The following is a 24,556-nucleotide window of genomic DNA, read 5'->3' on the forward strand; positions in this document are numbered from 1 at the left end:
CTGAGCTAGCTATATACGTTAATTGGCAGGTGTAATACCTGCCCAACATTAATCAATAGTAATCTCATTGGAGTTTGGCTCGTTTTCATCGAGCCAGTCTTCAATTAACGCTTCAATATCAAATTGCAACATTGCCTTGTCGATTTCAGGATCCGTTTCTAGCAGTAATTCTTGGGCGATATTAAAGGTCAATGTCTGACCAGACAGCATACCGGTAACTTGCCAAACTCCGGTTTCCTGATTTAGGGTTAAGTCATCATTTAAGATAAAAGCTTGATTCATTTTTTAACCTTGCTACTGAGTGAGTTGATCACGCATTTCAGTTAATACTTTGCGTACATCAGGTTTTTTACCGTGCCAGATATAAAAGCTCTCCGCTGCCTGTCCAATTAACATACCTAAACCGTCAATTGCGGTTGCAACATTATTGTCTTTCGCCCACGTGACAAAGGTCGTGTCTTGATTTTTATAAGACATGTCGTAAGCAAATGTCTGACTATTAAAAATAGTTGCGGGAACAGGAGGTAATTCAAAAGTTAAGCTAGATGAGCTTGAATTAATAACCAAATCGTACCCTTGAGTTTCCAACTCATCAGCTTGTAAAGCGACTACATTACCAAACTGGCTAAACTTTTCAGCCAAAGCTTGCGCACGACTATGGGTTCGATTACACACAACAACTTGCTGTGGCTGACAATCTAATAAAGGTTTTAATACACCGCGAGCGGCACCGCCAGCACCAATTAATAAAATACGCGCGCCTTTTATCGGGGCTTTATGAATTGTCAGATCTAACACCAAACCTGGACCGTCTGTTGTATCACCATTGATAGTGCCATCGTCATTTAAGGTCAAGGTATTAACTGCCTCTGAAAGCTTGGCAAGCTCAGTAAGATTGTCAGCCATATCAAAAGCATCGCCTTTAAAGGGAGCTGTTACATTGGCACCTTTACCACCTTGACTGCGTAGCCGATCAACTGCGGCTTTAAACTCACCTATCTCAGCTAAACGCTTGTCATAATCAAGCTGCATATCAAATTGCGCAGCAAAAGCTTGATGAATTTGCGGAGATTTGGATTGCTCAATAGGGTTACCAAAAACAGTGTATTTATTCATAACTCACGAAAAGGCCAATAAAAATTTGCGGCTATTATACTCAATGCGATCCATGGCGCTGTACTTTTTTAAAACGAGTGTGCAAACGCGGCTATAAATGACGCTATTCATTTCATACAAGGTCGGTAAATCGATATAATAATTGTCAACGAATAATTAATTGATGGGTCCGCCATGCTGGGACTAAATAAGATTTTTGCAAAACGCCAAGATCCCACTTACCGCGCAACTTTGTATTTTAAAATTGGTGAAGAACAAGGCACACGAGCATTAGCAAACCGTTTCTACGATATTATGTTAACAGCGCCTGAAGCCGCAGAATTGTTAGCCATTCACCCTCAACCTATGGACTCTATTCGTGAACGTTTTTTTGAATTTTTATCAGGCTGGCTAGGCGGGCCGCCGTTATTTGAACAAAAATATGGCCACCCCAGACTAAGAGCGCGCCACCTTCCATTTGAGGTCAATCAAAGCATGATTGACCAATGGTTGTTCTGTATGAATAAAGCATTAGAAAAAGAAGTGAAAGACCTGCGGGCGCGCAAGGCAATCAAACAGGCAATCACTCCGTTAGCACAACATATGCTCAATTGTTAAACGGTTAAGTCAACTAAAGGTCAATAAACAAATAATCGTAGCCGAGCCATAAAAACAAGCTGCATATAATCAGGGTAATAAGCATGGCTGGAGTGCCTTTCTTTACCCATAACCCTGGCGTGATAGCAAGCTCGGGTTGCCCCTTGTTGCGCGCCAACCTTTCTGAGATAGTGACTATATAAACATTGGCGGTAGAGCCGATATGCGAGCCATTGCCGCCCATGCCTACACCCATTGCAAGCGCCCACCACATCACACTGACATTTACCCCTTCTTGTTGCAGCCCTGCAAGCACAGGGATCATAGCTGCAGTAAAAGGAATATTATCAATCAACGCTGATAGAATTGCCGCTACCCATAACAATATTAGTGCTGCGATTAATGGTTGCTCGACAATAATAGGCTTAAATTGCTGGCCTAATACCTGCAATAAACCTGAATGTTCAACCCCACCGATAACAATGAAAAGTGAAATAAAAAACATCAGCAAAGGGGTTTCTAAATGCTGAGTAACACCTTCAAGTTCAATATGCTTTGACATAAAAAGCAACAGAGTTAAACAAGCTGCCGCAACTAGCCAAGGTTGCCAACCAATATGGTGATGAAAAATAAACAACACCACCATAACAAACAGTACAAACAAGCACTTATGCCACAGTCTCTTGTTAGTAAAATGTACATCCTTTTGCTCAACAACAGCCGCAGTTTGGCTAAGCTCCTTAGCAAACAAAGATTTCATTGCTAATAAAATCCCCAGCCAAGCTAATAAAACAGGAGGCCCCATATGGATAATAAAAGTATTAAAATCAATACCCGCGACTGAACCTATCATCAAGTTAGGCGGATCACCAACCAAAGTTGCAACGCCTCCTGTATCAGACAATAATGCAGAAGCAAGTAAATAAGGAATAGGCGACACTTTCATACGTTGGCAAATCAAAATGATTAGTGGACCAAAAATAATCACAGTGGTGACATTATCCAACAACAAAGAAATAACCGTAACGGCCGTGCCTAATAGGACCAAAAGTTTAAATTGATGACCCCCACTGATGTTGGCCAGTGTATTTGCAAGGTGCTCAAAGCCTCCCGTACTGATCATAATTGATACTATGATCATCATAATGCCAAGTAAAAATACAACGTTCCAATCAATAGCGTCTATCGCTAAAGAAGGGGAATAAAAACCATAGATTTGACCCGCTACTATAATCGCTCCAGCGCCAGCCATAGCAAACTTAGCGCGATCAATACCGTGAAAATGTTCTGTAAAAATACCTAAAAAGGTGAAAATTAAAATTAACCCAGCAACGTACATGGGTTGTGTAAGTTCTAGCACAATTTTTTCCAAATTAAATACGGCAAATCACCCATCTTGTTATAACCGATGTTTTGTATTGCCTAAATGATCCATAGCAAACGAAATGTTTATTTCGCCTGCCTATTTTCTAACTAACCTAAACTCTGGTTAAGAATTGCGACGATGTTAATTTTTTATCATTAGTTTCAGTTAGTTAATGAGTTTTTGTAGCTAACATTCGTTATTTTATATTTCTGGAGAGAAGTTTGGGTCAAGGACAAAGATAATTGCTCCATGCATTATCTCCTTACCCTCCATCCATGGAGAGCAAGGCAAGTTTACGCGTCAATAGCTAGCCTATTGCAAGTAAACTTAACACCCAATTTTTTGCAATAGCTTGGCTCAAAGAGCCTCCAGAAAAGGATTTATTATCCAGAGTTGAGGTTAACTAATTTAGAGTAAGAGGTGGTGCGCGTATTAGCTGTTCAGCATCAACAGCACAAGAAAAAAGTGGAGAGTAAAATGAGGGAAAGTCGAAATAACTAGCTGAATGAAAAACAAGAAAATGTGCGTTTTTAGGCGCATCAGCGTCTTCGTAATCAGTATTGAATTCACTAATTGCATATTCATAAGCGCTTTCAACAGATACATTATCTATCGCCGTAAAAGCAAAAAGATTTACCAGTATAAGTAGAAGTGCTGCGAACTGACTAAACAAAATTTATCGATATACACACAGTGCTGAATACGTGCAGCATGCCACAATCGTGTTTAGCGGTAAATAGCTTTAAAATGAAGTTTGTGTAAACGCTCGAAGTCCTCTCTCTTTCGCTTAGATTCGCCCAGATTAGATTTGCTTAGAATAGTACGAACGTTACGAGCGAAGGGGATCTTGATTAACACGGCATGCTATCTCCGCCACCAAAGCAGAGGTTAAAATCAAAGACCTTCAATCTTAGATTTAACTATAACCGCTCATTAGCTTCCCTCAAGCAGATCGAAAACCTCGCGCCATAAACTACGATAGTGAATAAACGCGGATTTGTTAGAGGCAAATTCACCCAAGGGTAAACAATGTAGTCCCATTTTTTCTACATCTGAAGAAAATGGAATTGCGGCTTTGAGTAACCTTTTTTGAGTGTCTCGAAGGCGTGTCGATGAATCCTTATGCATAGCTTTAGCCCGCTGCACCATAGATAAATACGGCACGATATTTTTAACTGGTAATTCATGTTCTTGGAAAAATGAATTTAATTGTTCAAGCGTGCGTTCTGACAAAGTAGTCGGTATGACAGGAACCAAGATCATATCCGCAGCGTTAAACACGTTTTCAGACAACAGGCTAATTGTCGGAGGGCAATCAAGTATTATCAGGTCGTAATTTTTCTTAAAGCCTTTTAACACACGTTGCAGTCGTGTTTGGGCTTTTTTCATTCCGCTCAGGTTGATATCAAAAGATCGAAATGAAAGGTGGGCAGCTAATATATCAAGATTTTCAAACTCGGTAGATTTTACGTTTTTTAGTAAATTTTCGTATGCTTGAAAAAATCGCTCATCCCAAGCTTTCTTTTTTTGTTTAGCGCGAAAGTAAAATGTTGAAGCCCCTTGAGGATCCATATCGATCAACAAGGTCTTGACTCCCGCCTGAGCTGCAAACCAAGCCATATTGACAGAAGTAGCAGTTTTGCCAACACCGCCTTTCATGCTGTAGCACGCTAATATTTTCATACTTTATTCACCGCTAATTTATGTTGTAGCTCTTTTTAGGAAACGATACCAATCGTTATTCATTCAACTCAATTTCACCCGCAATAAACCTTTCAACCAATTGCTCAAGGATCTTTTGCACCGAAGTATCTTCTTCAATCGCTCTGATCTTTAACTGTTTTAATGTTTTGCTACGCAGTCGAAGCGAGGTATTTTTCTTACCGTCACCTACTTTTGTCCGCGCTTTCTCTTTAGGCATTACCCACCAGTCTCATTTATGACGTCATGAATTCACAATGAAAAGGTAGCAGCACTTTAATGAAATTCAAGTACAGCCAACTACCAACGAAATAAATCAAATATCAACGCTTATTAATAAAGAAAAAATAATAGAAAAACAAAAGATCAATCCTCAAAAATGGAAAAGTATTTTTAACAAAAACTCAATTTTAAGCATTAAAAAACAGAATATAGTTCGAACAAAAAACAATCTAACAAAAGAAGAAAACATGCTGAAAATAAACTAAAATAAAACTTTAAACATTTGAAAAAAAAGAAAATAATATAAAAATCATAATAAAATAAATAGTTCTAATTATGAGCAAAATAAAAATATTCACGATGAGAAATAAATACAATAAACAGTATTAAAAATACAAGTAAAATAATACGATCCTAAATTAAACAATCAACAACATACTTTATACAAAAATAAAAAACACCATATAAACACAATTTAGTTAAAAGTATACATATAACAATAAACAACACATGATGCGGGATATATAGGTTTTAAAAAAGTATGGCTACTGGGTTTAGTCAGCATATTCAAATGACTAGTACTGTTTCGATTTAATTTGGATTACCCGAAACACGGCTAGCTATTTTTGTAGGTCGACGCTCGCTTCAGGCGCCTACTTTTGGTGCCAGCAAGATAGATAGCAGGTACTTAGAATTTGCGAGGAACAAAATTCTGTAGTCTTGTTCTTTTGGGTAGAAAAGTTTGCAGGCTCAGCAAGCATAAATGCTCGCCCACAATAAGCAGAGCCTGTTGCAAGTTGCAAGTTGCAAGTTGCAACCAATCAAACAAACATTACGCCAACCTCAAAGAACGAAATTTACCCTTGTAGGTTCGAATAACACCGAAATGTCCGATTACGCGGATTTAACCACCGCCAGCGATGGTTAAATGATAATGGTTTGCAGGTGCTGAAAGCATAAATACTCGCCCATAAAAACTTGATACTTTAAAGCTGCTTATTTCACAAAAGTCATTAGATAGTCTTCTCGCTCAGGTCTTATGGTTCATTGTCGGCGCTTACTCGCCCCAATCACATAATAGAGCATATGCTCATGGGGTCTCGAAGCTTGACGGCTTCCCCTAAAACCTGATCGCTTTGACTAGATTAATGAAAAGGCTATATAGTTAGTTCACCAACCCATCCATACAGCACCTTTCACATTTTTAAGCCTATCAATTATTAACCGTTTGATTATCTACAAGCTCTAACATAGATAAGTTTAAGTCTCGCGGTTTAGCTTGATCACCTTGGGTAAAGTCACACACACCTAACGGGAATAGCGCTTTAAGTTGTGGCAATAAAGCTTGCACATCAAGCTCGCCATAAATGCCTTGTTGAACCGCCTGCTCTAGTGGGATCCTAGCACAATCAAACGTATTACCAGCCCAACGTCCTCCTGCTTGAATACGACTGGTTTTGTATACTTGATACGCTTGCTGGCATTGGCCTTTAGGTTTGGCGTTCCATTCACCATCCCAAACTTCATGACCACTGGCAATCACCTTACCCTGCTTATCAAAGCAAGTATCAACCGCTAGCTTAGGTTTGGCTTCGATTACCGACTGGCCAGCAAGTACGCCTTGCATCCATTCATCCATAACGGCAAAGCTAAGATCAATTGGGTCGTAATCTTCATCAGCAACCCATATCACTTGATGATGGCTATCACCTTGCCAATCTTGAATGCGTTGCCGAGATTGAAAACTTGCCGAAACGTGGTGCATATCGAGATCATTTTCTAAGTAATGGCGTACATCAAGAATAGGAATGTCCGCCATGCCAAGATATATTTGCCCATATCGATAAGCTTTTTCTACTGCGACATAATCAGTAGGGTGGCGAGACGAAGCGTGTTGTGGTTGTAACTCTGGCGTTACGTTGTGGTTGCCCCATAATGATAACCAAAATGGTTTATCCCAAATCGGGATACGAGCAATACGCTCTTTTTCCATCTCGTGTACAGGCTTCCAACTACCAATTTTTTGGTTAATATCAACAAATTGTTCAAAACTAATCTGATTTTTCTTCCAAGCTTCTAATCCATATTGGATCCCCTGGTTGCCCCAAACATGCCTTGCAAAACCTTGCTCATTTTCACCATATATATTGATAAGATCTTGCCAGTGATTCCAGTGATGGTTATCGACCACATCAGGCGAAAAATATTCACGTAACCAACCTTGTTTGGGGTTGTGAATAAACGCATACAAGCCAAACCAACCATTAATACATTCACTGTTACCATCAGGCAAGTTTGGCCACTGACCATTTAATATTTGATTAATAGGCTGAAAAATCGCACTGGGGTGTGGATCACCATTTTTAGCGACAAGACCATCAAGTAATGCTCGATTGTCCATGTTTTGCCAAGTGCTAGTGTCATCGGCACGGAAAGTGTAATAAGTATTGAGCAAGTCACAATCCATGGCATATAAGGTTTGCGATACCATATCTGGGTAAGAATAAAGTGGTAAAGCAGCATCAATCAGCCCAGGGGCGTTTTGCATCATTAAATATTGAGCTAATCCTCCACCCGAGCCGCCTATTCCTACGGTATATTCAGGTTTGCCGTATAAACTAATAAAGTTTCTTTTAACTCGACGAGCTGTATCTTCAGCCAATAACATATTATAAGTGTAAGACGTTCTATTGCCGCTCGAACTAATAACCGCATAACCTTGAGCCAATTGATCATTAAGACGTTCAAACATTTGATACTCTTTTAAACGCCCTTGACGAAAACCAATACCTGCACCGCCGCCAAACTGATAAATAAGTTTTTTATTCCATTGACTTTGAGCAAGCCGATCACCAATTTCTTCGGCTTTTATCGGCATCAAAATACCGTAAATAAAGCGATTGATCGTGCCGTATTCCAAACGCACTAAAAACTCTCCTGCCGCTAACGGTTGATCAAAACCGGCACTAATTTCTTGATAATTTTGCTGATTATCAACTTTGTAATAACGTAGGTTGGTTTTAATTAAGCAATCTTTGCTGTAGCCAATAATATCGGCTCGTGTTCGGCTCTCGCGCCCCAGCCCTTTAGGATATACAGGCGTTCCGTAACCTTGCAGATTATCAATTTCAGGTTGGCCAAAGCCTGATTCTTCGGTAAAACAAATAAATGGGTATTGTGCTTTACCTGAAAACAAACTCTGTACAGGACCTATCTCGCCTAAAGGTATAGGAAAAGCATAAGTTTCTTCAGGACGTGGGGTCAGGCGAATATGCTGTCGAGGTTTGAGTAAAAAGTTATCTTGTGCTGTCGCAACTTTATCAATACGTAAAGGATTACTGGGTTTAGTCGACATAAATGCCGAAATAAACACAATTGCAACTAAGGCAAAAATGGTTACTTTAAAACTACGGATAGCTGCCCGCATATAGCACCTCGCCAGTTATTTCAAATCAAGTTGAAAACTCGCTTCAGTCGGGCTGCTTTTAGAGTTTTAGTTATTGGCCACACCTAACTTGGGCTAGGTATTCAACACTTATATGGCTAATATTAGTTTAATTTTTATAAGTAATTTCAAAGAGTTGGCATCATACCAGTTAAGTTAATGATTTTTCTATTTTAAATTTTTTGGACTAAACAACAACTGGTTAGACCAGAATGAAATTAAAGCACATAAAACATAGCGCTTATTGACAAAGACAATAGTTAAAAAATTAATCCAAGCAAGCGATACACAAGCGCCAGAGATACGGGTACACTAGCTGCATTGATATACCCAGCTTATAGTGAACGATGCAGTTTACATTTTCAAAAATGCACGGTTTAGGTAATGATTTTGTCGTTTTAGACAATGTCAGCCAGTCTGTGTTTTTGTCACCAGAGCAAGTGACTAAACTTGCTGATCGTAATTTTGGTGTTGGCTTTGATCAATTATTGATTGTAGAGCCACCTTATTCACCTGATCTTGATTTTCACTACCGTATCTATAATTCGGATGGCAGTGAAGTCGAGCAATGTGGAAATGGCGCCCGCTGTTTTGCCCGTTTTGTCCGCTTAAAAGGCTTAACAAACAAAAACAAAATCAAGGTCAGTACCGCTAGCGGCAATATTATTTTGCATGTAGAACATGACGGTCGTATTACCGTTAACATGGGCGTACCTGAGCTTAACCCAGATAAAATACCATTCAAAGCGAACAAGGCTGAGAAAACTTATATTCTGCAGGCTGATGAACGTAACATTCTGTGCGGCGCAGTTTCTATGGGCAACCCACACTGTGTATTAACGGTTGACGATGTTGATAGCGCAGATGTCGAAAGCCTAGGCCCTATACTAGAAAGTCATGAGCGTTTTCCCAATAAAGCCAATATCGGTTTTATGCAGGTGGTTAATCCTGACCATATTCGCCTTAGAGTATTTGAGCGCGGAGCTGGAGAAACCTTAGCTTGTGGAACTGGCGCTTGTGCCGCAGTTGTCGTCGGCATATTACAAGGCAAATTGAACAACAATGTTAAGGTAGATCTACCTGGCGGCGAATTAACGATAAGATGGGCGGGTGAAGGACAACCTGTAAAAATGACAGGGCCAGCCCAACATGTATTCGATGGACAAATTAATATATGAGCGAGCAGCAACCAGAACTTCTCAAGCTAAATGAAGAAGACGTTTTACATTATTTAAAACAAAACCCGAATCTATTTGAACGTCACCCCGATGCGCTAGCAGAAATAAAAATACCTCATGCGCACAAAGGGTCTATTTCATTAATGGAGCGCCAGCAAGAAGTTCTTCGCCACAAAAACCAAGACATGGAAAAGCAGATCAAAGATCTGCTCAGTACAGCGAAACAAAACGAAAAAATTTACCGCGCGTTTGTCAATTTATACATGGCATTGTTGGAATGTCCTGATAGTCAAAAGTTACTTTACTTACTGCGCGCCATGCTACTCGATCAAATCGAGTTAGACGGTATTAAGCTCTGCTTATTCATAACAACCACTGATGAAAAAGCGCAAGACTTTGTTGAGCCACGCTCAAAGTTTTTAGACGTACTAGACGATCGTTTATCACGCGACACCTATTACTTTGGTCGATTAAAACAGCAAGAAATGGATCTGTTTTTTGAACCCGAAAAAGCCATAGGTTCAGTGTGTTTAATTCGACTAGGAGAACAAAAAGACTTAGGGATTTTAGCCTTTGGTAGTTGTGATGATAATCACTTCAGTCCAGATATGGACACAGTTTTTCTTGATCCCATGGTTAAACTCATCAATCGCTTTTTATTTGATTTTCAATCTGGTGAGCGCAGTTAACGCTCACCTTAAACCAACTAAACTCGCATGCCGTCCTTAGAAGAATTGCTCAACAATTACTGGCAATACTTACAAGCCGAAAGACGCTTATCAGTCCAAACTCTCAAAGCATATCAGAGCCAACTCGCGGCAATATTTAGCAAACAACCGATCAGGGATATAGCAGAAATCGATAATGGTTATGTACGAAAAGTGCTAGCCAATAGTAAAGCTTCAGGCTTAAGTCATTCAAGTATTCATTTACGCCTATCTGCCTTACGCTCTTTTTGTCAGTATTTAGTGAGACAAGACTTAATTGACCACAATCCAGCAAAAACAGTTAACGCCCCCAAGCAAGGTCGAAAGTTACCTAAAAACCTAGATATAGATGAAATTAATCAACTTCTCGAAACTGATGATGAACAACAAATATCGCAAAGAGATATTTGCATGATGGAGTTAATGTATGCCAGCGGTCTACGTATTAGCGAATTGATCAATCTAAATATTTCAGATGTCGATTTCAATACAACCCTGCTCAGGGTGACAGGTAAAGGTAACAAACAGCGCATAGTGCCATTTGGCAGCAAAGCAAAACAAGCAATGCAAGCTTGGCTAAAAGTACGCTTTGAAAGCAGTCAATCACCAAACAATGCCTTGTTTACGTCAATACATGGTAATCGCCTAAGCGTAAGACAATGCCGCGCACGAATGAAATTATGGGGACAAAAACAAGGTTTAAGCAAACACCTTAACCCACATAAGCTGCGCCATTCATTTGCTACGCACATGTTAGAAGGTAGCCAAGATTTAAGGGCCGTACAAGAACTTTTAGGCCACGAGAACCTTGCAACAACTCAGGTATATACCCATTTGGATTTTGAGCATCTTAGCAAAGTTTATGATCAAGCTCATCCTCGCGCTCGTAAATTACCAACGAAAAAGTAACAAGCAATATCTTAATAGCAAAACTAGGTTTTTATGATTTTCTACCGTTCGCCTAAGCCAATTAAAGCCATCAGTTTCGATCTTGATGATACACTTTACAACAACTACCCAACTATTATGGCCGCAGAGCAGGCGCTAATAATTCATTTACAGTCAGTCCACCCCAACCTCAAAAACATCACAAAAAGAGATATAGAATTAGTTAGAGAGCAAGTTTTATTAGAACAACCTAAACTTAGCTCGGATGTTACTTTACTGCGTAGACATTGGTTAGCTAAGCTTTTCAATAACCACAAAATACCAAATAGCGATAATCATATTGGGCCGACTTTTAGCACTTTTATGTTAGCTCGAAATCGAATCTCAATATCGCAAAAAACAATAACCTTTTTATCAAAACTAAAAAGTCGCGTTCCGCTTATTGCTATTTCAAATGGTAATCTTGATATTGAAACTACACCTTTGGCCAATTACTTCACTCTAAAGATGTTCGCAAATAGCGATAACAAGGCAAAGCCAGATCCGGCAATGTTTCTTTTGGCCAGCCAAAAATTAAGCATTCCTTGCGAGCATATTTTACATATTGGTGATCAGTTAAATACCGATGTATTAGGCGCCAAAAGAGCAGGATGCCAAGCGGCGTGGTTTGATCCTTATTCTGCTGTCAAACCCTATCCTGTGTTAGCCGATTTACAATTGCAGAGTTTGGATGAGTTACTCAATCTCGTTTAGCCTAAACTATACAATCATTATACAACTCGCTAGGCGTATATAACCTATAGCAAGGCAATGTTAGTCTTTACTGGCTCAATTGTCGTAAAACATGTATATTTAGCCAGTTATTTTTATTGACTCACGGTTTGCAATGGACGTTTCTTATTTAATCGACTCTCTTAACGACAAACAGCGCGATGCGGTTGCGGCACCTCAGCAATCAATGCTGGTACTGGCTGGTGCCGGTAGTGGTAAAACACGGGTTCTAGTGCATCGAATTGCTTGGTTAATGCAAGTCGAGAAAATCTCACCTTATGCCATTATGGCTGTCACCTTTACCAATAAGGCCGCAAATGAAATGCGTGGCCGTATTGAGTCGTTATTGCAAACCTCAGTCAACCATATGTGGATTGGTACTTTTCATGGTTTAGCCCATCGATTATTACGCTTGCATCATCAAGATGCGGGACTGCCTGAAGGCTTTCAAATTCTCGATGCTGATGATCAATTGCGTATGTTAAAGCGCATTATCAAAGCCATGGAGCTGGACGACAAAAAATGGCCTGCCAAAGAAGCAATGTGGTATATCAATGGTAAAAAAGACGAAGGATTACGCCCTAGTCACATTGAAACCTATAACGATCCTGTTGATAAAGTTTGGCTACAAATATACAAAAATTATCAAGATACCTGTGACCGAGGCGGATTAGTTGATTTTGCCGAGCTACTACTGCGAGCGCATGAGCTTTTCTTACGTCATCCACATTTACTGCGTCACTACCAAAACCGTTTTCAACATATCTTGGTTGACGAATTTCAAGATACCAACCGAATTCAGTATGCTTGGCTGCGGATCTTAGCGGCCAACCCTAACAGTAACATGATGATAGTCGGTGACGATGACCAATCCATTTACGGTTGGCGTGGCGCTAAAGTCGAAAACTTACAACACTTTTTACGTGATTTTCCTGAAGCCGAAACGATCCGCCTTGAACAAAATTATCGCTCGACAGGTACTATTCTCAAGGCGTCAAACCATCTAATTGCCCACAACACAGATCGTATGGGCAAGCAATTATGGACGGAAGCAGCCGAAGGCGAAAAAATCGGTTTGTATGCAGCTTTTAATGAATTAGATGAAGCCCGTTTTATTGTTGGCCGGATCAAAGAAGCCTTTGCCTCTGGCACCTCGTTAGCTCAACACGCCATATTGTACCGCTCTAACGCCCAGTCACGTGTATTGGAAGAAGCCTTAATCAGCGAACAAATTCCCTATAAAATTTACGGCGGCCTGCGCTTCTATGAGCGCCAAGAGATTAAAGATGCACTTGCCTACTTACGCTTAATTAACAATGCTCAAGATGATGCGGCGTTCGAACGGATCGTCAATACGCCAGCGCGTGGCATAGGCGAAAAGTCACTCGCTCAATTGCGTAGTTTTGCTCGTCAGGCCAGTGTCCCTTTATGGCATGCCGCCAAACAAATGTTAGATCAAGGGTTACTAAAAGGTCGCGCCGCAACTACGGTATCAGGCTTTATCAATTTAGTTGATAGTATTGCAGACGATATTAGCAATGTACCTTTGCATCGCCAGGCCGAAATCACCATCAAACAGTCTGGTTTAGAAAACATGTATCGAGCTGAAAAAGGCGAAAAAGCCCAAGCACGCCTAGAAAACTTAGGCGAATTAATTACGGCTTGTCGCAACTTTGAAAGCCCTGACGAAGCCTTATCAGAACTTAGCGCTTTCTTGTCACACGCGGCGTTGGAATCAGGTGAAAACCAAGCCACCAAAGATCAAGATGCCGTGCAAATGATGACCTTACATACCGCAAAGGGGTTAGAATTTGATACCGTATTTATGACGGGTGTCGAAGAAGGTATGTTCCCAAGCCAGCAATCCACGGAAGAATCAGGCCGCATGGAAGAAGAACGTCGCCTATGTTATGTTGGTATTACTCGTGCCATGCGTAAACTTTATATTAGTTATGCTGAATCTCGACGTTTATACGGCCGTGAAAATTACCATTCACCCAGTCGCTTTATTCGCGAGATCCCTGATGATTGTGTAGAAGAGATCCGCTTGCAAGCCAAGGTGACTAAACCTATGAGTCAAAACAGTCGCTTTAGTCACGCCAAAATCGAATCCGCTTTTGAAGAAACAGGCTTGTACGTTGGACAGCGAGTTGAGCATAGTAAGTTTGGTGAAGGCAATGTGCTTAATTACGAAGGCAGTGGTGCTCAATCTCGCGTGCAAGTCGCATTTGACGACGGGCAAACTAAATGGCTAGTCGCCGCTTATGCGCGATTGACGCCGCTAAACTAGTACTGTTTCCAGAAAGAAATGATCAGTTGAATCACTCGCATAATTTACTATCACTAGTGATGTTTTTAGCCATATTTAGATTAAATAAACAACTTCAGGCTGAGCTTGTCGAAGTCTTATTACTTTCTAATTTACCGACACTTCGACTGCTTCGCGCTCAGTGTGAAAGTGATCACCAATGTTTTCAACTAATCAAAATTAAATTGAAAAGGTACTAGTAGCTTAACTCAAAAGTTTTGAACTGTTGAATTTATGACCATTTGCTAAATTGTAGGGTCGATTTTACATCGACAAACCTTGTGTTAGCCGAAATAAATTCGTCCCTACAATGACCGGTCGCTTTTCTTGTTAGATTGCTAATAAAAACGGGCTCAACATGTCATAACTTTTGTGTCGCAGTACTATTACTTTTTCAACCTTTCGGCTTATTGGTTCGGGTCTACTGGCGAGAAGCAAAATTATTTTTCATTATCAATTTTTACGAGTCGTTTTATGGACTGGAAAATCTTCCTAACAATTTTTGTGTCTGTTTTTATTGCTGAGCTTGGCGATAAAACTCAACTTGCAACCATGCTTTTTGCCGCAGATAAAGAAGTGAGTAAATACACTGTTTTTCTGGCGGCAAGCGCCGCTTTAATCGCGGCAACAGCTATTGGCGTATTGGCTGGCTCTTTACTGTCTAACTATATTAATGAAAAAGTACTGCACATTATCGCAGGGCTTGGCTTTATTGTGATTGGTATCGTGACCTTAATTAAAGCCTAAGCTGGAAAACTATAGTCAAAGCGATCAGGTTTTAGGGGCAGCTTCCGCATCCTGCTCACGCTAAGTACTTACATCCAAATAAGCGACTCCATGAGCATATGCTCTACTAAGTAATTGGGGCTGCCGCTCTTAATGGAAGAAAGTGGATTTAGGTAGTAGGACGACGCAGGAGCCACAGGTTTCCTGTTCCAGACGAAACCTAAGTACTTACATCCCTGTCTCTTGATCACAAGTTTCAGAAGCGCTTTTTTCGGTCAATGGAGGTGAAGTTTTACCACCTAGGCTTAGGAAAATACCCTCGTCATCCTCGCACATGCGGGGATCCAGCGACTTTTGTTGGATAAACATAGTAAGGTTAAAGCAAAAGACACTGGGTTCCTGCCTGCATGGATGCAGGTACTTAGCGATAGCATGGATGCGGTAGCTGTGCCTTCGCAGGAAAGACGATACTTTTTTAAGTACTGAGTACTACCGCCTAGTAAAGTTTTTCTATCTACTTTTGGTCAATTTGTACTAATTAATATTTGTGTAGAAGAGACAGACTTACATCCATGTAAGCAAAGTCGAGAATAAGCGCTGACAATGAACCATAAGACCTGAGCGAGAAGACTATATATCAAATAGAATCAATTTCTATCTATTGTGCCAGCTAAGATTCTAAGTAATTTGTTGCTGTCTTCTATCTTAGTTGGCTATATTGACCTATAGCCATCGAAAGGTGAATTTCATTTACAAGTAAAAGAATTTTCAACGTGACAAATAAAAGACTACTGGCTGTAGAAGATAGCCGCCCCGTACTTAAACTTATCAAACATGTCGCCAAACGCGCTGGCTACGAAGTAGACGTTGCCGAAACATTAGCTCAAACAAAAGCCCTCATCAGTTCTGGCCAACAATATGAAATTGCCACCGTTGATTATGCCTTACCCGATGCGCCTGCTGGTGAAGCATTAACTTTCACGCTAGAGAGTGGCATTCCAAGTATTGTCATGACTGGCTCTATGTCTGATGAAGTACGAGATAAATTACTATCCCAGCCGATAGTCGATTATATTCCTAAAGAAACAACACAAGCACTCAACTACTTAGGCAAGTTACTTGTAAGATTACAACGAAACAAAAGTATAAAAGTGCTATTAGTAGACGATAGCAAGTCAGTTAGGACTTACTTATCAAGTTTGTTAGCTCGCCATAATTTTATAATATTAGAAGCTGAAAACGGAGTTGAAGGGTTAAGCGTACTGGAGCAGCATTCAGATGTTAAATTGATTATCTCAGACCATCAAATGCCGCACATGGGTGGCATTCGCTTTACTGCCGAGGTTAGACGAAAGTTTAGCAAAGATGAAATAGCCATCATTGGCTTGTCAGGCTCTGACGCGGGTTCTCTTTCTGCTCGTTTTATAAAAAATGGCGCAAATGACTTTTTAAAGAAACCCTTTTGTCACGAAGAGTTTTATTGTCGTGTTATTCAAAACATTGAACACTTAGAATACGTCGAAGATATCCAACGCGCGGCCAATACTGATTACTTAACAGGGTTATTTAATCGTCGCTACTTTTTTGCCAAAATTCCAGCTTACATTAAAAAACTCGAAACGACAGCTCATCCATGCAGTGTCGCTATGTTGGATATTGATCACTTTAAGCGCATTAATGATGGTTACGGTCATGATGTCGGCGACAAAGTTATTTTAGATTTGGCCGATAAGCTTAAAGCCCACTTTAATGATTGTGTAATTGCCCGTTTTGGCGGCGAGGAATTTTGTGTATTCATGCCAGACTTCGACTATCAACATGCCGCTAATGAACTCGATGCATTCCGCATAGAAATTAGTGAATCAAGTATTCAACACGAAGACCATGATATTGACTACACTGTAAGTATTGGGTTTGTTTCTACAATAGATCACCTAGCAGCCATGGTATCAAGAGCTGATGAAGGTCTGTACCAAGCTAAGGAACAAGGACGAAATCGCTTGATTAGTATCGAGTAATAGAAAACAACAAGAGAGCAAATGGTCGCGTCAAAAGTATTAATTGTTGATGATAGTCGTGCTATCACTAAGCTAGTTTCTAGTATTGCCCAGCAAGCGGGGTTTACCCCCGTTGTGGCGAGTTGTGCACGCGACATTGAACATGTATTAGATGATCCTACGCATTTTCTTTGCGCCTGCGTGGATTACAATTTACCCGATGCACCTAACGGCGAAGCTATCGATTTTGTACTAGGCCAAGCCATTCCAACCTTTGTGTTAACTGGCCACCTAAGTGAAACTATTCGCGATACCATATTAAGTAAACCCGTCATCGATTATGTTCCAAAAGAAACCGTACAATCTTTTGATTATGTGGGTCGCTTATTAGTTCGCTTACGCGATAATCGAAACGTTAAAATTTTATTGGTCGATGACGCTAAATCGTCCCGCACGTTTATGTTGGCATTACTCGCGCGACATAATTTTAATGTACTTGAAGCTGACAATGGTAAAACCGCACTCAAAGTTATTCAGCAGCATCCCGATATCAAAGTGGTAGTAACCGATAATGAAATGCCCGAAATGAATGGCATCAATTTAGTGTCTGAAATTCGCAAATCTTACTCCAGCGACCAAATGGCTATTATTGGTATATCTGGCACTAACGCTCTATCACTATCCGCGCGTTTTTTAAAAAATGGTGCAAATGACTATTTAACTAAGCCCTTTAGTCACGAAGAATTTTTTACCCGTATTTTTCGTAATTTGGAATTTATTGAAAATGTCGATAAAGCAAAATATGCGGCTAATCACGATTTTCTGACTGATTTAACCAATAGACGGGCTTTTTTCGAGTTAGCGCCGGCATTAGCCCAACAAGCGTTTACACAAGATCAGTCCTGCTGCATTGCCATTATGGATTTAGATAAATTCAAATCGATAAATGATACTTATGGTCACGATACTGGCGACGAAGTATTAGTTGAGATGGCTAAGCGCTTAAAATCACATTTTAGAGAGCAAACGATCATTACAAGCCGCTTTGGTGGCGAAGAGTTCTGTGTATTTTTTAGTAATGTGAGTAAAGATGAAGCTGCAGGACGGTTAGAGTTTTTTCGCCATCACTTAGAAACCTTTGCCTTTGAGTTATCAAATGGCCAACCGTTAGCCGTTACAACCAGTATAGGTTTATCGGCTATTAAGCCCGATAGTGACAATACACAGCTAGTGATCGACCAAGCCATTAGTCAAGCTGACCAAGCTCTTTATCAAGCTAAACATCAAGGGCGTAATTTACTCGTTGAGTTTTAACTCTTTCAACCTCTTTCCTCTGAGCTTCATTAAATATTGCCAACTATAAATAATCAATGCTCCCCAAATCAATACAAACGACATGAGTTTAACTGCGGCTAATGGCTCCTGATAATACACCACAGCTAACAGAAACATTAAACTCGGGGCAATGTACTGACACATACCTAATGTGCTTAAATTAATACGCTGTGCTGCGGCACCAAATAAAACAAGCGGGATTGTGGTCACCGCCCCCAATGAGATTAGAATAATGGCTTGCTGAAAATCATCAAAAGCCAGCAGTTCAGTTAGCTGACGATGACTTAGGATTAAGTAGCCAATCAATACGGGTAACATGAGCACCGTCTCAATAAAAAGGCCAAGCACAGCATTCATTTTGATTTGCTTTTTAATCCATCCATAAATACCAAAACTAAAAGCTAAGGCTAGTGCAATCCAAGGCACTTCATCTAACAATAACACTTGTAAAGAAACCGCTAAAACCACCAATAAAATTGCGACTAGCTGATTCTGACTTAAGCGCTCTTTTAGAAAAATTAAGCCAATGACGACACTAACAATAGGGTTAATAAAATAGCCGAAACTCGCCTCAAGCACTCTATCTTCTATCACGGCCCAAATAAATAATAGCCAATTAACAGCCAACATAAATGCAGCAGCTAACAGTAGCGTTACCATTTTTTTGTTTTTGATTTGCGGTAAGATTGGTTGATGCTTCTTACCCACGACAAAAAATACCAAAAGCAGGCTTGCCAGAAACATAACAGACCAAAGCACACGGTGGGCTAAAATATCAACCGCAGTCATACTCGCCAGTAATTTAAAATATAAAGGGAACAATCCCCACAAGCTGTACGCCCCAATCGCTAATAGCAGACCAAGTTTAGTTTCTTTATTCAAACAACAGCCCCGTTAATTACTTTCGATGAACATAGGTATATAATCGGCTCCGCATTCGGAGGTACTCTTTTTGACAGCAAACGCAGCAGATATTTTAACCCAAGTATTTGGTTATGACGCATTTCGTCCAGGCCAAGATAAAGTGATCGATCATGTTCTGCAAGGACAGGACGTGCTGTGTATCATGCCAACTGGCAGTGGAAAATCACTTTGTTATCAAGTCCCTGCTCTGTGCTTACCTCATTATACAATTGTTATTTCCCCATTAATTGCTTTAATGCAAGATCAAGTAGAACAACTTAAAGCGTTAGGCGTGCAAGCCGCTTTTTTAAATTCTAGTTTAGAGTCAGCTCAACAGAAGCAAGTGCTGCACGACATAAGCGCCGGACAAATTAAACTTGTCTATATAGCGCCAGAAAAGCTACTAACACGCACTGTTATTGAATTTATGCAGTTCAATCCACCTAGCCTTTTCGCTATTGATGAAGCGCATTGTATATCACAATGGGGACATGACTTTCGCCCTGACTACACAGCGCTAGGTCAAATAAAGCTCAATTTCCCAACTGTGCCCGTACTTGCACTAACAGCAACCGCAGATAGAGCAACTCGTACTGATATAAAAAATCAGCTGCAAATGCAGAATGGCTTTGAATACATCGGCAGTTTTGATCGACCCAATATTCGCTATAACCAAATAGAAAAGTTTAAACCTCTACAACAAATATTAAGATTTTTAAAAGATAAGAATAATGAGTCAGGCATAGTTTATTGCAGCACAAGAAAGAAGTGCGAAGAAGTATGTGACTTTCTCGTAAGGCAAGGCGTAAAGTCAAGCTTATATCATGCCGGTTTAACTTTAGAAGAGCGTAGCCAAAATCAATCTGCTTGGCTGCGAGACGATGTACAAATTATTGTTGCAACGGTCGCGTTTGGTATGGGTATTAATAAACCAGATGTACGTTTTGTCATTCATTACAATATCCCCCGCTCCATTGAAAGCTATTATCAAGAAGCCGGTCGAGCAGGTCGTGACGGCTTAGAAGCCGAAGCACTTTTACTGTATGACCATGCCGATGGAGATACTATCCGCTGGTTCATCGAACAAAGTGATAGCGAAGAGCGTAAGCAAATAGAAACACAAAAATTTGATGCCATGACGGCACTGGCCGAAAGTGAAACCTGTCGTCGCCAAGTCTTACTTAATTACTTTGGTGAGTCGACACAAAGCGCTTGTGGCAACTGTGATATTTGCTTAGATCCTCCACAAAAGTTTGATGGAACTTTGGCCGCGCAAAAGGCGCTATCAGCGGTTTACCGCTCAGGTCAATCAGCCGGTATTAATTATATCGTCGATATATTACGCGGTGCTAATACCCAGCGTATCAGAGACAATCAGCATGAACAGCTAAAAGTGTACGGCTTAGGCAAAGAGCACAACGCAGATTACTGGCATAGTGTTTTTAAACAACTGATCCATCACGGTCTATTGTTTCAAGATATAGCAGAAAGCAACCATTTGAAATTAACAGAGGCTGCGCGACCTGTTTTAAGAGCGGAAACAAAACTAGAATTAGCACAGCCAAGAAGCACAACAACGCCCCAGCAAAAAGCATCCAATAGTAAAACAACTAGCGTGCGCTCTAACTATGACAAGCGACTGTTTATTCGTTTAAAACAATTACGTAAATTTATTGCCGATGAGCAAGAAGTTCCGCCCTATATCATTTTTAATGACGCGACCTTAGCGGATATGGCCAGTCGCTTACCTACCAGTTTAGAGGAAATGCTGAAGGTTTCTGGAGTGGGTGAAACCAAACTAGGGCGTTATGGCCAAAAATTTATTAATGAAATTTCAGATTATTTAGCGCGCTTCGATTAATTCTTCAAGTTTTACTTCGGTGGCAAAAATCAATCTTATTGGAACTTTATTTATTATTTACTGCTCTTTCATTAGCTTGATTAATTAACTTTGATTGACATAAAACAAAGTTTAGTAATTGCACTTTATTTAACGGCTTAGCATATTGATAGCCTTGACCAATATCACACTTCATCGATTTAAGTAGTAACTCTTCTTTTTCCGTTTCTACGCCTTCCGCTACTACATTTAAATTCAGGTTATGCGCTAAGGCAATGATACTTTGCACTATGGCTTCACTGGTTTTATTTTCAATAAAATCTTCGATAAAACTCTTATCAATTTTAAGTGTATTAATAGCGAGATCTTTCAGGTAAGCAAAAGAAGAATAGCCAGTGCCAAAATCATCAATAGCAATGCCGATTGAATGCGCTTGTAGGCGCGACAAAACTTGTTTAACGTAATCAACATCTTTAAATATAGCGGTTTCTGTTAGCTCGATTTTCAGCAACTCTGGAGTAATGTTTGCTTTTTTAATATAGTCAAACACACCATCAATAAACGTTTTGTCATCAAAATCTAAAGCGGACATGTTAATCGCGACAGGAATATTGCTAAGCACGGTTTCAGATTGCTGCCATTGCTTTATATCTGTGATGACTTTTTCTAACACTATCAAGGTAATTTGACTTATTACTCCTAGCTCCTCAGCCAGTGAGATAAACGAATCTGGGTATAGTAATGTGCCCTGCTCTGTACGCCAGCGAACTAAAGCTTCAAGGCCAACAATATTTTTTGTCTCCATACAAAACTGAGGTTGGTAATGCATAACAAAACTTTTTTGTTCAATCGCCTTTCTCAGTTTGTTCTCTTGGTAAAGTTTAAATTGAATGTCCTTTTCCAATTTTTCATCAAAATAACTTAGACTGTTTTTCCCATTATGTTTAGCTTGATACATAGCTATATCTGCTTTAGAAATAAGCTCATCAGCGTCTTTACCATCCTTAGGATATACAGCAATACCTATACTAGACGTAACCCGATACTCATGCCCTTTTATAAAAAACGAGTTTTCTGTTGTACTCAATAAGCGTTTTGCTACTTTATCAAAATTATTTAGGTCGTCGGTTTGTTCCAGCAGCACTAAGAACTCATCACCACCCAAGCGGCCAATTAAATCTTCTTCTCTTAAGGTTTGTTTAAAGCGATTAGCAACCGTAATTAAAAACTTATCGCCTTCTGCATGACTCAATGTATCGTTAATTTTTTTAAAATCATCAAGGTCAATAAACATTACAGCGATGTGCTTACCCGATCGCCTAGCTCGGTTAACTGCCTGTTTAATACTTTCAATTAGCAGCGCCCGATTTGGTAAATTAGTTAAGTTATCATGGTAGGCTTTATGCTTAAGTAAATTTTGCTGTTCCCGTATTTCCGTTACATCGCGACAACACCAAACTCGGCCAAGGTACTTTTTAGTCTCATTGGCTATTTCAGGGATGCAGTAAAATTCAAAAATACGCTTATTTTTCGTCTTAAAAAAGCCATGCAGTTTTGAAAATTTGTCCATAAACATGGCATTAATATCATTGATAAATACATCAGGCTCTTCTAGTTTGCTTAAAGCTAATAAAAGAACCTGTTCACCATCTAGCTTAAATAGGTCTTCTCGTGTTTTATCAAAAAATTGGCAACCCGCAATATTGATATCCGTTATCTGCCCTTCTCGATTAAAACTAAACACAGCTTCGGGGCTAGCATCAACTAACGCTTGCTGACGCGCTAAAGTAGCGATAGTCTGTTCTTGATATAAGTGAGTCTGCTTTAGTTGATGCTTAAGCTGAGAATTTATTTCATTAAGTTCATCTGATACTAACTGCAAACTATGCTCAAGCATCGCCCTATCAGTATCACATTGCTCAAAAGCCTTTGATATTTCATCAAGTACTTGCGCCGTTTCCGGCGTTACTTTAATACCATTACCTTTTTTTCTTAGAATTCTGGACAGTAAGCGATGCATTTAAGACTCATAAATTAGCGTTATAGTCATGGTTTGATTGTGCAGGCGAGTGTGAGACGAATGATTATTCGGTGCTAATTCACCATACGAATAAAAGCCTAAGTAATTAAAACTTGGACCTAAAATATCATAAGCGACTTCCAGTTCCTCCTCAGTACGCTGATTTAAAACCAGTCGCCTGCCAACACAGCTCACCATAAATACTAATCCATTACACATATCATGGCTTATCGCTTTAGAGGCAGATTCAGCAGCAATTTCCGAAGCATCAATTAGTCGTTCAAAGTTTGCTTTCATTAATGTCGCGGTGCTACCTCTGGGAATATCACCAGCGAAAGTCATCGAACGCTTTTGCTTATCAACATCCAGAATTGTTCGAATAACAGGTTTACACTTTTGTTTTGCGTCATTGGTGTCTGACCTTGGGTATCTGACTAATAAAGGAAAACGTAAAGCGGCAGCGGGTAATTCATTAGCATGCTCACCTAAGTATTTTTCATATAATGCCAAAGCCGGTTTATCATCAAGCGTATAGAGTACATTTTTGTCAGACTCAGTAACGATCCTTTCAGGCCCAAACGGATCCCACCCTCCTTCACTACCAAATCCAACATGTAAATTGGCACCATAAAAACCACAAACCAAGACAACTCCTTCATAACATATGTCATTGTGCCAAACATAAGTTTGTTTAAAGTCAGTGCCATCGGCGGCTAAGCCCCCCGTACATATAACCTCAGTCGGTAATGCAATATTCAAACACCTTGCTAGCTCAGAGCCATTAACAACATGACCATCACTTAACACCATCACGTACTTCAAATCGTCATCTGGCAATGCACAAGCGAGTTTATCTGCTGCAGATGCTATGTCTTGCTCTGTAATAGATTCAGTAGCGATGCGTACTCTCGAGCTGTCAAGATTGACGACAGTAATAGCAAGTACGTCGTCTAAGATTTCCGTATTTTGGATTACCCCCGCAGTTGTACAACCAATAATTTCTGCGTTAGGAAATGCCTCTTTTAGTTGCCTTTTAACACCACAATACAAAGCAACACTACCAATAGCGAACACTAATCTAGCATCGAGATCGCATATTATGGGCTTATCCCATTCATCATTTTCAAAGCAGTACTGAGTGGTTTTCATAAGCAAATACTTGTTAAATAAGCTGTAAGAAGAGTATTGCAGGCACTATTTAAAAGTAGCAGATAAACTGGAAAAGTGTATAAGGAGAGATAGTTAATATTCTGCTTTTAGATGGAGAGGGAAATTAGTGAAATACAGTTAATGTTGATTAACTATCTACACACTATAGTTAAAACAACTTGTAATAATACTGCCTTTTCAAACAAGGATTGGCGATAGCATTTTTCATTTACTAATGTAGTTCTAATACCCTTTCCAACTAATTTTGATTAGTTGAAATCTTATTTGTAGAGATTTGCTTAAGGCGC

The 24,556-nt window shown here is 39.9% G+C and carries 19 protein-coding genes; 10 read left to right on the plus strand and 9 right to left on the minus strand.

Annotated elements, in window-relative coordinates:
• Window positions 1–48: 48 nt before the first annotated feature.
• Both C2869_RS07915 and aroE read right to left on the minus strand, forming a co-directional pair.
• Window positions 49–282: a hypothetical protein gene (locus C2869_RS07915; protein ID WP_108602422.1), complete on the minus strand. Its 234-nt coding sequence runs from the start codon at window positions 280–282 to the stop codon at window positions 49–51.
• A 12-nt stretch (window positions 283–294) separates the two neighbouring features.
• Window positions 295–1,116 (minus strand): shikimate dehydrogenase, encoded by an 822-nt coding sequence (gene aroE / locus C2869_RS07920; protein WP_108602423.1) that lies wholly within the window; start codon window positions 1,114–1,116, stop codon window positions 295–297.
• A gap of 174 nt (window positions 1,117–1,290) precedes the next feature.
• On the opposite strand from aroE, the gene C2869_RS07925 reads away from it, so the two are divergent.
• On the plus strand, window positions 1,291–1,713 hold the full coding sequence (locus C2869_RS07925) for a group II truncated hemoglobin (RefSeq protein WP_108602424.1): 423 nt from the start codon (window positions 1,291–1,293) through the stop codon (window positions 1,711–1,713).
• Between the two features lie 13 nt (window positions 1,714–1,726).
• On the opposite strand, the gene C2869_RS07930 is transcribed toward C2869_RS07925, so the two are convergent.
• From C2869_RS07930 to C2869_RS07950, 4 genes are all read right to left on the minus strand, one after another.
• Window positions 1,727–3,052: an ArsB/NhaD family transporter gene (locus tag C2869_RS07930; protein WP_199915639.1), complete on the minus strand. Its 1,326-nt coding sequence runs from the start codon at window positions 3,050–3,052 to the stop codon at window positions 1,727–1,729.
• A 939-nt stretch (window positions 3,053–3,991) separates the two neighbouring features.
• Window positions 3,992–4,741, minus strand: coding sequence for a ParA family protein (locus tag C2869_RS07940; RefSeq protein WP_108602426.1), 750 nt, complete (start codon window positions 4,739–4,741; stop codon window positions 3,992–3,994).
• A 55-nt stretch (window positions 4,742–4,796) separates the two neighbouring features.
• Window positions 4,797–4,979, minus strand: coding sequence for a hypothetical protein (locus tag C2869_RS07945; RefSeq protein ID WP_108602427.1), 183 nt, complete (start codon window positions 4,977–4,979; stop codon window positions 4,797–4,799).
• A gap of 1,215 nt (window positions 4,980–6,194) precedes the next feature.
• Window positions 6,195–8,408: a DUF6351 family protein gene (locus tag C2869_RS07950; protein WP_108602428.1), complete on the minus strand. Its 2,214-nt coding sequence runs from the start codon at window positions 8,406–8,408 to the stop codon at window positions 6,195–6,197.
• A gap of 365 nt (window positions 8,409–8,773) precedes the next feature.
• On the opposite strand from C2869_RS07950, the gene dapF reads away from it, so the two are divergent.
• From dapF to C2869_RS07990, 8 genes are all read left to right on the plus strand, one after another.
• Window positions 8,774–9,604: a diaminopimelate epimerase gene (gene dapF, locus C2869_RS07955; RefSeq protein WP_108602429.1), complete on the plus strand. Its 831-nt coding sequence runs from the start codon at window positions 8,774–8,776 to the stop codon at window positions 9,602–9,604.
• Window positions 9,601–10,293 carry a DUF484 family protein gene (locus tag C2869_RS07960; RefSeq protein ID WP_108602430.1) on the plus strand — a complete coding sequence of 231 codons (693 nt, stop codon included), beginning with the start codon at window positions 9,601–9,603 and terminating at the stop codon, window positions 10,291–10,293. Before dapF ends, C2869_RS07960 begins: the two co-directional genes overlap by 4 nt.
• Before the next feature lie 27 nt (window positions 10,294–10,320).
• Complete coding sequence (gene xerC / locus C2869_RS07965) at window positions 10,321–11,220, plus strand: tyrosine recombinase XerC (protein ID WP_108602431.1); 900 nt, start codon at window positions 10,321–10,323, stop codon at window positions 11,218–11,220.
• A gap of 33 nt (window positions 11,221–11,253) precedes the next feature.
• Entirely contained in the window at window positions 11,254–11,952 is a 699-nt protein-coding gene (locus C2869_RS07970) for an HAD-IA family hydrolase (RefSeq protein ID WP_108602432.1), read from the plus strand.
• A 133-nt stretch (window positions 11,953–12,085) separates the two neighbouring features.
• Window positions 12,086–14,260 carry a DNA helicase II gene (uvrD, locus tag C2869_RS07975; protein WP_108602433.1) on the plus strand — a complete coding sequence of 725 codons (2,175 nt, stop codon included), beginning with the start codon at window positions 12,086–12,088 and terminating at the stop codon, window positions 14,258–14,260.
• Window positions 14,261–14,752: 492 nt separating this feature from the next.
• The gene (locus C2869_RS07980; protein ID WP_108605005.1) at window positions 14,753–15,025 is read left to right on the plus strand and encodes a TMEM165/GDT1 family protein; all 273 of its coding nucleotides are present in this window, start codon (window positions 14,753–14,755) and stop codon (window positions 15,023–15,025) included.
• A 752-nt stretch (window positions 15,026–15,777) separates the two neighbouring features.
• Window positions 15,778–17,022 (plus strand): response regulator, encoded by a 1,245-nt coding sequence (locus C2869_RS07985; protein ID WP_108602434.1) that lies wholly within the window; start codon window positions 15,778–15,780, stop codon window positions 17,020–17,022.
• A gap of 21 nt (window positions 17,023–17,043) precedes the next feature.
• A complete protein-coding gene (locus C2869_RS07990) occupies window positions 17,044–18,315 on the plus strand; it encodes a diguanylate cyclase (protein ID WP_108602435.1) in 1,272 nt (423 codons plus the stop codon).
• On the opposite strand, the gene rarD is transcribed toward C2869_RS07990, so the two are convergent.
• Window positions 18,298–19,218: an EamA family transporter RarD gene (rarD, locus tag C2869_RS07995; RefSeq protein WP_108602436.1), complete on the minus strand. Its 921-nt coding sequence runs from the start codon at window positions 19,216–19,218 to the stop codon at window positions 18,298–18,300. The two genes, C2869_RS07990 and rarD, sit on opposite strands and share 18 nt — an antisense overlap.
• Before the next feature lie 70 nt (window positions 19,219–19,288).
• Here rarD and recQ point away from each other — a divergent pair, with 70 nt between their 5' ends.
• Window positions 19,289–21,100, plus strand: coding sequence for a DNA helicase RecQ (gene recQ / locus C2869_RS08000; RefSeq protein ID WP_108602437.1), 1,812 nt, complete (start codon window positions 19,289–19,291; stop codon window positions 21,098–21,100).
• Between the two features lie 46 nt (window positions 21,101–21,146).
• Here recQ and C2869_RS08005 read toward each other — a convergent pair whose 3' ends face one another.
• Together C2869_RS08005 and C2869_RS08010 are read right to left on the minus strand one after the other, a co-directional pair.
• Window positions 21,147–23,099: a sensor domain-containing protein gene (locus C2869_RS08005; protein WP_108602438.1), complete on the minus strand. Its 1,953-nt coding sequence runs from the start codon at window positions 23,097–23,099 to the stop codon at window positions 21,147–21,149.
• The gene (locus C2869_RS08010) at window positions 23,100–24,248 is read right to left on the minus strand and encodes an FIST signal transduction protein (protein WP_108602439.1); all 1,149 of its coding nucleotides are present in this window, start codon (window positions 24,246–24,248) and stop codon (window positions 23,100–23,102) included.
• Window positions 24,249–24,556 lie beyond the last annotated feature (308 nt).

Origin of the sequence: Saccharobesus litoralis, assembly GCF_003063625.1 — a bacterium.
In the GTDB taxonomy this organism is placed as follows: domain Bacteria; phylum Pseudomonadota; class Gammaproteobacteria; order Enterobacterales; family Alteromonadaceae; genus Saccharobesus; species Saccharobesus litoralis.